The sequence below is a fragment of the Streptomyces lushanensis genome (assembly GCF_001700515.1).
In the GTDB taxonomy this organism is placed as follows: domain Bacteria; phylum Actinomycetota; class Actinomycetes; order Streptomycetales; family Streptomycetaceae; genus Streptomyces; species Streptomyces lushanensis.
Window position 1 is genome coordinate 1 of record NZ_MAUD01000397.1, and the last position, 10,432, is coordinate 10,432.

At 69.6% G+C, this 10,432-nt stretch carries 8 protein-coding genes, 5 tRNA genes and 1 pseudogene; 11 read left to right on the forward strand and 3 right to left on the reverse strand.

Annotated elements, in window-relative coordinates:
- Positions 1-36: 36 nt before the first annotated feature.
- Positions 37-105, forward strand: a pseudogene (locus BFF77_RS34830) (ATP-binding protein); the annotation flags it as partial.
- Between the two features lie 113 nt (positions 106-218).
- Here BFF77_RS34830 and BFF77_RS27515 read toward each other — a convergent pair.
- The gene (locus BFF77_RS27515; RefSeq protein WP_030351794.1) at positions 219-632 is read right to left on the reverse strand and encodes a roadblock/LC7 domain-containing protein; all 414 of its coding nucleotides are present in this window, start codon (positions 630-632) and stop codon (positions 219-221) included.
- A 9-nt stretch (positions 633-641) separates the two neighbouring features.
- Positions 642-4,328, reverse strand: a complete 3,687-nt coding sequence (locus BFF77_RS27520; RefSeq protein WP_066954983.1) for a nitrate- and nitrite sensing domain-containing protein — start codon at positions 4,326-4,328, stop codon at positions 642-644.
- 585 nt (positions 4,329-4,913) lie between these two features.
- On the opposite strand from BFF77_RS27520, the gene BFF77_RS35995 reads away from it, so the two are divergent.
- The 9 genes from BFF77_RS35995 to BFF77_RS27560 all read left to right on the forward strand — a co-directional run bounded on the left by BFF77_RS35995 (position 4,914) and on the right by BFF77_RS27560 (position 9,065).
- Positions 4,914-5,090, forward strand: coding sequence for a hypothetical protein (locus tag BFF77_RS35995; protein ID WP_169922741.1), 177 nt, complete (start codon positions 4,914-4,916; stop codon positions 5,088-5,090).
- 208 nt (positions 5,091-5,298) lie between these two features.
- Complete coding sequence (locus BFF77_RS27525; RefSeq protein ID WP_066954986.1) at positions 5,299-6,081, forward strand: fumarylacetoacetate hydrolase family protein; 783 nt, start codon at positions 5,299-5,301, stop codon at positions 6,079-6,081.
- Positions 6,074-7,546, forward strand: a complete 1,473-nt coding sequence (gltX, locus tag BFF77_RS27530) for a glutamate--tRNA ligase (protein ID WP_066954990.1) — start codon at positions 6,074-6,076, stop codon at positions 7,544-7,546. The genes BFF77_RS27525 and gltX overlap by 8 nt, the downstream gene beginning before the upstream one ends.
- Positions 7,547-7,772: 226 nt before the next feature.
- On the forward strand, positions 7,773-8,492 hold the full coding sequence (locus BFF77_RS27535; RefSeq protein ID WP_066954993.1) for an HAD family hydrolase: 720 nt from the start codon (positions 7,773-7,775) through the stop codon (positions 8,490-8,492).
- 87 nt (positions 8,493-8,579) lie between these two features.
- Positions 8,580-8,651: transfer RNA gene (locus BFF77_RS27540), tRNA-Gln, on the forward strand.
- Between the two features lie 19 nt (positions 8,652-8,670).
- Positions 8,671-8,743: transfer RNA gene (locus BFF77_RS27545), tRNA-Glu, on the forward strand.
- A 61-nt stretch (positions 8,744-8,804) separates the two neighbouring features.
- Positions 8,805-8,877: transfer RNA gene (locus BFF77_RS27550), tRNA-Glu, on the forward strand.
- Positions 8,878-8,902: 25 nt separating this feature from the next.
- Positions 8,903-8,974 (forward strand) — tRNA-Gln (locus BFF77_RS27555).
- 18 nt (positions 8,975-8,992) lie between these two features.
- Positions 8,993-9,065: transfer RNA gene (locus BFF77_RS27560), tRNA-Glu, on the forward strand.
- A gap of 104 nt (positions 9,066-9,169) precedes the next feature.
- On the opposite strand, the gene ndgR is transcribed toward BFF77_RS27560, so the two are convergent.
- Entirely contained in the window at positions 9,170-9,886 is a 717-nt protein-coding gene (gene ndgR / locus BFF77_RS27565) for an IclR family transcriptional regulator NdgR (protein ID WP_058942291.1), read from the reverse strand.
- A gap of 181 nt (positions 9,887-10,067) precedes the next feature.
- On the opposite strand from ndgR, the gene BFF77_RS27570 reads away from it, so the two are divergent.
- The coding region (locus BFF77_RS27570; protein ID WP_245703726.1) for an aconitase family protein at positions 10,068-10,432 on the forward strand (365 nt) is incomplete at its 3' end.

Below are 10,432 nucleotides of genomic sequence, written 5' to 3' on the forward strand. Positions count from 1 at the left end.
GCACGCCGGATGTGACACTGCTCGAAAGGGTGCTCAGTGGACTTCGCAAGCTCTAGCGGCGGTGCAGCCCGCTCAACCACCAGCGCGAAGATCGTGGTGGCGGGGTCATGAATCCTCCGGGCGTGACAGCAAGATGTCTGCGTGCCGTCTGACTTGGCCGGTGGGGGGCCGGTTTGGCGGCCTGACGGTGATGGAGCTGGGGGCGTTGCCTGGGAGCCTCAGTGCAGCAGGCTTCCCTGAAGCTCGGCGCGCAGGTCCGGCGTGAGGACCGTACCGGCGCGATCGACCAGGAGGGCCATTTCGTACCCCACGAGACCGATGTCGCACTCGGGGTGGGCGAGCACGGCCAGGGAGGAACCGTCCGAGACGGACATGAGGAAGAGGAAACCACGCTCCATCTCGACGACGGTCTGATTGACCGGGCCGCCTTCGAAGATCCGGGACGCCCCCGCGGTCAGCGAGGTCAGACCGGACGCCACGGCCGCGAGCTGATCGGCGCGGTCGCGGGGGAAGCCCTCGGACATGGCCAGCAGAAGTCCGTCCGCGGAGACCACCACCGTGTGGGACACCCCGGGGGTGTTGTCCACGAAGTTGGTGATCAACCAGTTCAGATTCTGCGCAGCCTGACTCATCGGACTCAACTAACGCTCCTGCTGGTGAGAGGTGCCGAGGTTGAAGCTGCCGGTCGCCGGGCCGGTGTTGCCCGCCTGACGACCTTGCTGGATACCCCGACGGAGATTGGTCAGCCGGCCGCGTACGTCAGCGGGCGCACGCGAGACCTGCGGACCGGCCTGGTTGTTCTGTTCCTGCGCGGTACCGGGCACCAGGTTGGCACGCGGCACCCGGCGCGGCAGGCCCGAGGTGGTGATACCGCCCGCCTGGGGCTTCTTGACCCGCTCGGCCTGGCGTACCAGCTCGTCGTTGGGCGACGTGCGCCAGGAAGAGGTGACGCCCGCGCCGCCCGCGCCCGAACCGTTGGCACTGCCGAGACCCGGGAAGCCCGAGCCGTTGGTGCCTGAGCCCTGGGCGGGCTCGCGCCGCGGGATGGGTTCCCGCCGCGACTGCTGAGGCTGCTGCGAATGGGGCTGCTGCGGGGAGTTCGGCGCCTGGTACTGCTGGCCGCCGCCCTGCTGCGAGCCGTGACCGTGGAACCAGTTGGTCTCCAGGTTGTCGTACAGCGGGGTGCGGCCGTCCCCGGGACCGGCCGGCGGCAGCGCCTCGGGCTGCTGCGGCGGCAGACCCTGCGGACGGTAGCCGCCCTGCGGGCCGGGTGCCGGAGTCCGCGGCGCGTTGAAGCCCTGCTGCGCGGTGAAGTCCTGCGGGGCGTTGTAGTCGTAGTCCCGCTGCGGAGCGTTGTACTCGGAGGGGGTACGGAAGTCGGACTGCGCGCCGTAGTTCTGCTGGCCGTTGTAGCCCGCGGGGGCGTTGAAGTCCGGACGGGGGAACTGGGCCGTGGCCGCCGCGTCCTGCGGTCCGCCCCGTCCCGCGTTCATGTCGGGCCGCGGCCCGTTGAAGTCGGGGCGCTGGAACTCGGCCGTGGAGCCGGGACCCTGCTGCTCGGCCGCCGGCCGGGCGTACTGGCCGCCGGTGTCGTGCTCCTCGTGGCCGCGCGGGGCGTCCGGCGAAGGGCGCTGACCGGGCTGCTGGTCGCTGCCCCAGCTCGTGGTCTGCGGGCGCTGCGGCTGCGGGTTGCCACCGGGCAGTTCGGCGCGCGGTCCGCCGGGCGGCGGAAGCTGCCGGCCGCGGTCGGGCGCGCCGCCCTGCTGGAAGGCGTTCTGGGCACGTCCGCTGTAGCCGTTCTGACCGGCCGGCGCGCCCTGCGGCTGGCCGCCCTGGCCCTGGCCCTGACCCTGGGGAGGACCGTTGAAGGCGTTCTGGCTGAAAATGCTGGACTGTCCGGCGCCCTGGCCCTGGCGCTGCGGGTCCTGCCGCTGCGGATCCTGCGGTCCGCCCTGCGGTCCGCCCGAGCCGTCACGGGAGGGCAGCGCCGCGCGCGGGCTCGCACCCGTGAGCAGTCCGGGGCCACCGCCGGGTCCGGAACCGAGACCGGGACGGCCGCCACCGGCAGCTCCGGGACCGCTCGTCAGCTGGCCGCCGCCGGCGGCTGCGGGGATCTGGCCCGTGCCGTTCTGGCCGCCGGGTGCTCCGGGCCTGCCCGCGGGAGCCTTCTTGCCGCCGTGCGCGACATCGACCGGCAGCATGACCAGCGCGGTCGTACCACCGGAGTCGGAGGGACGGAGCTGGATCCTGATGCCGTGGCGCAGGGACAGCCGGCCGACCACGAACAGACCCATGCGGCGCGAGACCGAGACATCCACGGTGGGCGGCGAGGCGAGCCGCTCGTTGATCGCCGCGAGGTCCTCGGGGGACAGACCGATACCGGTGTCGTGGATCTCCACGAGCACCCGTCCGTCCGGCAGCGCGTGACCGGTGACCCGGACCTTCGTCTGCGGCGAGGAGAACGACGTCGCGTTCTCCAGCAGCTCGGCGAGCAGGTGCACGAGGTCGTTGACGACGCGGCCCGCGACCTCGGTCGCGGGGACCGAGGCCAGTTCGATGCGCTCGTACTGCTCCACCTCGGAGGCGGCGGCACGGAGCACGTCGACCAGCGGTACGGGCCTGGTCCACCGGCGGCCCGGCTCCTCGCCCGCGAGGACGAGGAGGTTCTCGCCGTTACGGCGCATACGGGTCGCGAGGTGGTCCAGCTTGAAGAGCGAGGAGAGCTGGTCCGGGTCGGCCTCACGGGACTCCAGCTCGGAGATCAGCGAGAGCTGACGCTGGATCAGGCCCTGGCTGCGGCGCGAGAGGTTGGTGAACATCGCGTTGACGTTGCCCCGCAGCAGCGCCTGCTCGGCGGCGAGACGGACCGCCTCGCGGTGCACGTCGTCGAAGGCCGCGGCGACCTTTCCGATCTCGTCCCTGGAGTGCACACCGACCGACTCGACGGAGGTGTCGACATCCTGCGGGTCCGACTCGGAGAGCTGCTTGACCAGTTCGGGCAGGCGGTCCTGGGCGACCCTGGTCGCCGTGTCCTGGAGCCGGCGCAGCGAGCGGATCATGGACCGGGCCACCACGAAGGCGCCGACCAGCGAGACACCCAGCACCAGCAGGATGACCACACCGTTGATGAACGCGTCGCGCTGCGACTGGTCGCGCAGTTCGCGGGCCTTGCCCTCCATCTCGCCCAGCAGCGTGGCCTCGATGGTCTTCATCGCGTTGATCCGGGTGGACGCCTGGTCGGTCCAGTCCAGATACGAGCGGTTGGGCTGCTGCGCCATACCGTCCGGAGTGCCCAGCACCCGCTCGGCGTACTTCTCGGCCTGCCCGATCTCCGGGTTGCCGTTGCCGTTGAGCGGAGCCATCAGCTCCTCGGCGTCGCCGCCCATGGACTCGTACAGCGAGCTGAACGAGGCGAGGGCGTTCTGCTCCTTGGTCGCCGCGGCCAGACCGTAGAGCCGGTCGCTGTCGGTGAGCTTGCCCTTGGTCCTCAGGTCGGCCGGCAGCGCGGCGGCGATGATCGCCCGCTGGATCGAGGCGTACTCCTTGGCGGACGAGAAGGCGGCCAGCGCACGGGTCCGCTTGATCATGTCCGGGTTGCTGGTCGCCTGCGCCATGTCCTGCGAGAGGCTCAGCAGCGAGTCGATCAGTCCGCTGTACGCGTCGACGGTCAGCGAGTCCGACGCCGACGTGTAGGCGCCCTTGCGGATGTCGTTGATCTTGTTGACCTGGGTGGCGATCTGGTTGACGTTGGAGCGGATGCTCTCCAGCGCCTCGTCGCCGTCCGTGTTGCCGATGTCGACCGTCGCGTCGAGGAACGCGTTCTTCGCGCGCTCGGTCTTGTCGCGGCGGTCCTTGACCTTGTAGTCGCTCGGCGGGGTGCCGTTGGTGAGCGGACCTGCCGACTCGTCACGTTCCGCCTGGAGCGCGGCGGCGAGGCTGGTCGCCTCCTTGGTCATCTTCGTCAGCAGCTGCATGTGCTCCAGCTGCTGCATGTCGTTGAGCGACTGGTTGATACGCAGCCCGCCCAGCGAGGTCGCCGCGACCACCGGCAGCGTCAGCAGCGCCACCAGGCGCGTGCTGATGCGCCAGTTGCGCAGAGCCATCCGCGAACCGACGTCGACCGGAGCGGAGTTGGACAACGACGGAGGTATGGCCGAAGCCCCTCCGCCGCTCTGTGCCGTTCCCGCGGACCCGCCTCTGCCGCCACTCTCGCCCGAGGGTGCCTGGCCCGGGTTCTGGGTGTGCTGGGGCGAGGAGCCGCGGTCGGTTCCGCCGCGGGGCTCCTGCTCCGCCGCAGCACTGCTATCCCTCTTGAAACGTCCCTGCACTAGCGTCGCAACCTCTGGACCAGGCGCCCCTCCGCGAACGGCGGGGCGGTGTCGGCGTCTTGGGGCGCAGAACGCTCCCCATGGTGGTCGTGAGTGACCGGCGCTGCTCCCCTTCTCCGCCGCCACTCGGCGCTGCGTTGCGCCCCTGCGCGCCGGTTCGTAAACCCGCGGCGGTGGGGGGAATTCCAGCACAGTGCAGGATCTCCAACAAGGGCCATGGGGTGGTCAGTGGCCTGAATGACACGGTGTGAGCGCCGTATCACCAGCCGTAGAAATGGTTCACGGAGGAAACGGACTTTTATTGACGAGCCACTTACGGGTGGGGGGTGTCCCCGTATCGATGATCGGGAGCGGAATGTAACGTTCAGTAGCGCAATGTCCGTTTCCATGACCATCGCACGGCTGTCGATCGCTGACCGTAATGGGGGAAATGCCCGGCGAGTCGTGAGCAAACTCACATGGAGATCGCCGATGGATCCCGGCTTCGGCGGGGAATCGGATGTTTAGCCTGGCGCTTTACAGACACATCACATCCGACAACTGGCGCCCCGGCGCCCGTACTCCCGACAAGGTCTGACACCACAGATGAAGACGACGATGATGTTCCGCACCACCGCCAACCCCCGGCGCACCACGCTGGCGCACCTCAAGGACGCCGAGGAACTGGCTCCCGCGGAGCAGCAGGAACACCCCGTCGCCCTGCCGAACCGGACCGCCAATCCCCGCCGTACGACTCTCATGGACGCGCCGACCGCGCCATAGGTTCCTGAGAGGTCCCGTCCGGGTCGTTCGTTGATCCACTTCTGCCCGCACTGTAGTACGTGAGGTGGCTGTCCTCGGTACACGAGGTGGCCACCTCGCCGGTTGGAGGGCCGGGACGGCACGTGGGACGGCCACCGCGCGCCCCGCGCTAGCCTGGAGCGTCAGTCTCCGGCACAGCCGGCCACAACCAGAGGGGCGGCAGCATCCCGTGCGCATCGCCAGATTCTCCATCGACGGCAATGTCGCCTTCGGCGCGGTCGAGGGCGAAGGCAGCGACCCCGCCGGTCTCGTCCTCGACATCATCAAGGGCATTCCGTACGCCGGCTTCGAACTCTCCGGCACCAAGGTCCCGCTGAGCAAGGTGCGCCTCCTGCCCCCCGTGATCGGCAACAAGATCCTGGGCCTGGGCCGCAACTACGCGGACCACGCGAAGGAACTGGGCAACGCGGTCCCCGAGGTGCCCGTCGTCTTCCTCAAGCCCACCACCGCGCTGATCGGCAGCGGTGACGCGATCGAGTACCCCGCCTTCTCGCACGAGGTCCATTACGAGGCCGAACTGGCCGTCGTCATCGGCCGGATGTGCCGCGAGGTGCCGCGCGAGCGCGTCAAGGACGTCATCTTCGGCTACACCTGCGCAAACGACGTCACGGCCCGCGACGCCCAGCGCGCCGAGAACCAGTGGGCGCGGGCCAAGGGCTTCGACACCTCGTGCCCGCTCGGTCCCTGGGTGGAGACCGACCTCGATCCCTCGGACCTCATCCTCCAGTGCACGGTCAACGGCGAACAGCGCCAACTCGGCCGTACGAGCGACATGATCCGCTCCGTCGAGGACATGATCGTGCACATCACCGAGGCCATGACGCTGCTCCCGGGCGATGTCATCCTCACGGGCACCCCCGCCGGGGTCGGCCCCCTCAGCGTCGGCGACGAGGTCGCCGTCACCATCGAAGGCATCGGCACTCTCACCAACAAGGTGATCAAGCGTGGCTAACGGACCCGTCCGTGTACGTTTCTGTCCCTCGCCGACCGGCAACCCCCATGTGGGCCTGGTCCGCACCGCCCTGTTCAACTGGGCCTTCGCCCGGCACAGCGGCGGCACCCTGGTCTTCCGTATCGAGGACACCGACGCGGCGCGTGACTCCGAGGAGTCCTACGAGCAGCTCCTCGACTCGATGCGCTGGCTCGGGCTCGACTGGGACGAGGGCCCCGAGGTGGGCGGGCCGCACGCGCCGTACCGTCAGTCGCAGCGGATGGACCTCTACCGCGACACCGCGCGGAAGCTGCTCGCGGCGGGACACGCCTACCACTGCTACTGCACCACCGAGGAGCTGGACGCCCGCCGCGAGGCGGCCCGCGCGGCCGGGCGCCCGTCGGGGTACGACGGCCAGTGCCGCGATCTGACCGAGGAGCGCAAGGCGACGTACGAGGCGGAGGGACGCACCTCCATCGTCCGCTTCCGGATGCCGGACGAGCCGATCACCTTCACGGACCTGGTCCGCGGCGAGCTGACCTTCACACCGGAGAACGTCCCGGACTACGGCATCGTCCGCGCCAACGGAGCGCCGCTCTACACGCTCGTCAACCCGGTCGACGACGCGCTGATGGAGATCACGCATGTGCTGCGCGGGGAGGACCTGCTCTCCTCCACGCCGCGCCAGATCGCGCTCTACAAGGCGCTGATCGAGCTGGGCCTCGCCAAGGAGATCCCGGCGTTCGGGCATCTCCCCTATGTCATGGGCGAGGGCAACAAGAAGCTCTCCAAGCGCGATCCGCAGGCATCGCTGAACCTCTACCGCGAGCGCGGCTTCCTGCCCGAGGGACTGCTCAACTACCTGTCCCTGCTGGGCTGGTCGCTCGCCGCGGACCGCGACATCTTCACGATGGACGAGATGGTCGCCGCGTTCGACGTCGCGGACGTCAACGCCAATCCGGCCCGCTTCGACCTCAAGAAGGCCGAGGCGATCAACGCGGACCACATCCGGCTGCTGGACGTGAAGACCTTCACCGAGGCGTGCGGGCCCTGGCTGAAGGCGCCGTACGCGCCGTGGCCGCCGGAGTCCTTCGACGCGGCGGCCTTCGACGCGCTGGCTCCGCTGGCCCAGACGCGGCTCACGGTGCTCTCGGACATCACCGCCAATGTCGACTTCCTCTTCCTGGACGAGCCGGTGACGGACGAGGCGTCCTGGGCGAAGGCGATGAAGCCGGGCACGGACGCGCTGCTGGAGACCGCCCGTACGAAGATCGCCGAGGCGGAGTGGAACACGGAGTCCCTGAAGAACGCGGTGCTCGCGGCCGGTGAGGAGCACGGTCTCAAGCTGGGCAAGGCCCAGGCCCCGGTCCGTGTCGCGGTGACGGGCCGCACCGTGGGCCTGCCGCTCTTCGAGTCCCTGGAACTCCTGGGCCGCGAGCGCACCCTGTCCCGTATCGACAGGGCCCTGGCCGCACTGAGGGCCTGACCGCCGGCGGGCCCGGGGCGCGGAAACGCCCCCGGGCCCGGCCCGGGACCTGCCCGCCGGGAACGCCCCCGGGCCCCCGGCGGCGGGCCGGCGCGGGGTGGCGTCGACGGTGTGCCGGCCGTGCCGTTCTCCGGGGCGTGGACGACACGCTCTTCGACGCTGTGTCCGTCGGGGGGCGCCCCCCCGGGCCCCCGGCGGCGGGCCGGTGCGGGGTACCGTCGGCGGTATGCCTATCCGTGCCGTGCTCTGGGACATCGACGACACGCTCTTCGACTACACCGGGGCGGACCGGGCCGGCCTGCGGGGACATCTCGCCGCCGAAGGATCGGTCGGGAGTTACGGCTCCGCCGATCAGGCGCTCGCACGCTGGCGGGAGATCACCGATCAGCACTGGGGGCGCTTCGCCGCGGGGAAGACGGACTTCCAGGGCCAGCGGCGCGACCGGGTCCGTTCCTTTCTGGGGACGGAGATGAGCGACGCCGAGGCGGACGGCTGGTTCGACCGGTACATCGTTCACTTCGAAGCCGCCTGGACGCTCTTTCCCGACAGTGTCGCCGTGCTCGACCGGCTCGCGCCCGACTACCGGCAGGCCGTCCTGTCGAACTCCAGCTTCGGCAACCAGGACCGCAAGCTCCGCGTCCTGGGTGTACGTGATCGCTTCGAGGCCCTCCTGTGCGCCGCTGAGCTGGGCGTTTCCAAGCCCGATGCCGCCGCCTTCCACGCCGCCTGCGACGCCCTCGCGCTGGATCCGCACGAGGTGGCGTACGTGGGCAACGAGCCGGACATCGACGCCGGCGGCGCCGTCGCCGCGGGACTCGCCGGAGTCTGGCTGGACCGGCACGGCCTCGGCGGGCGTCCTGAGCTGGTACGGATCACCGATCTCGGCCAGCTTCCGGGCCTGCTGCGCGGCGATACCCGTTTTGGAGCCATGTCCGCGATCGGGTAATGTTCTTCCTGCGCCGCCCGGGAAGGCCAAGAGGTCCGGCCGGGAAGCGCAAGCCAAACAAGCCCCCGTACGGGGGTTGAGTTTTGGTGGGCTATGGTGTAATTGGCAGCACGACGGTTTCTGGTTCCGTTAGTCTAGGTTCGAGTCCTGGTAGCCCAGCGCAGATGTTCTCTGCAACGCCCCCGTTGTGTAGCGGCCTAGCACGCTGCCCTCTCACGGCAGTAGCGCCGGTTCGAATCCGGTCGGGGGTACAGATCCTTCTCTCCGATGTCTTCGGGTCGCACCCGGACACATCGATGCAGGATCGCCAGGGCCCCCGTTGTGTAGCGGCCTAGCACGCCGCCCTCTCAAGGCGGTAGCGCCGGTTCGAATCCGGTCGGGGGTACGGGTCCGGAAGGACCGAACGACCATGGGCTATGGTGTAATTGGCAACACGACGGTTTCTGGTTCCGTTGTTCTAGGTTCGAGTCCTGGTAGCCCAGCGCAGGATGTTCTGCAATGCCCCCGTTGTGTAGCGGCCTAGCACGCTGCCCTCTCACGGCAGTAGCGCCGGTTCGAATCCGGTCGGGGGTACAGAGAGAGAAGGCCCTTCATCAGCTGAAGGGCCTTTTCGCGTTCCCGTCCTCAACTGCCGCCGCCGAAGGGCCCGACGGCCGCCTCGGCGGCGCGGCCGGGCTTCAGCCCGAGCGCCGCAGCGCCTCGCTCAGCCGTCCCGCGGCGTCGATCACGGCCTGCGCGTGCATACGGCCCGGATGCCGGGTGAGCCGCTCGATCGGTCCGGACACCGAGACCGCCGCGACCACGCGGTTCGACGGGCCACGCACGGGCGCCGAGACCGAGGCCACGCCCGGCTCGCGCTCACCGATCGACTGGGCCCAGCCCCTGCGCCGTACGCCCGAGAGCGCCGTCGCCGTGAAACGTGCCCCTTGAAGACCGCGGTGCAGCCGCTCCGGTTCCTCCCAGGCCATCAGGATCTGCGCGGAGGAACCGGCCTTCATCGTCAGCGTCGAGCCGACCGGGACCGTGTCCCGCAGCCCCGAGAGGCGCTCGGCGGCGGCCACGCATATCCGCATGTCGCCCTGCCTGCGGTAGAGCTGCGCGCTCTCGCCGGTCACATCCCGTAGATGGGTGAGCACAGGTCCCGCCGTGGCCAGCAGCCGGTCCTCGCCGGCGGCGGCGGCCAGCTCCGCCAGCCGCGGGCCGAGAATGAACCTGCCCTGCATGTCCCTCGCCACCATCCGGTGGTGTTCCAGTGCCACGGCCAGCCGGTGGGCCGTGGGACGTGCGAGCCCGGTCGCCGCGACCAGCCCGGCGAGGGTGGCCGGACCGGACTCCAGAGCGCTCAGTACCAGAGCAGCCTTGTCGAGAACGCCGACGCCGCTAGAGTTGTCCATGAAACGATACTTGCGTCTCACTCTGTGAAACGCAAGTTCAATTTCCCGAGGAACTTGTCAACCTGTATGTACGACCCGCGGACCACGGGTCTTCAGCCGGCGTTCGGATACGTGGGGAGCGGACGCGGGCCCATATGTCTCTAGGAGTGCCGGACACGACGGACCGGCCGGAGGGAAAGCGATGGGTAGGACACTCGCGGAGAAGGTCTGGGACGACCATGTCGTCCGGCGCGCGGAGGGCGAGCCCGACCTCCTTTTCATCGATCTGCACCTGCTGCACGAGGTGACCAGTCCCCAGGCCTTCGACGGCCTGCGCAAGAGCGGCCGGCCGGTCCGGCGGCTCGACCTCACCATCGCGACCGAGGACCACAACACCCCGACGATCGACATCGACAAGCCCATCGCCGACCCGGTCTCCCGGATCCAGCTGGAGACGCTCCGCAAGAACTGCGCCGACTTCGGCGTGCGGCTGCACCCGCTGGGCGATGTCGAGCAGGGCGTCGTCCATGTCGTCGGCCCTCAGCTCGGGCTGACCCAGCCCGGCAC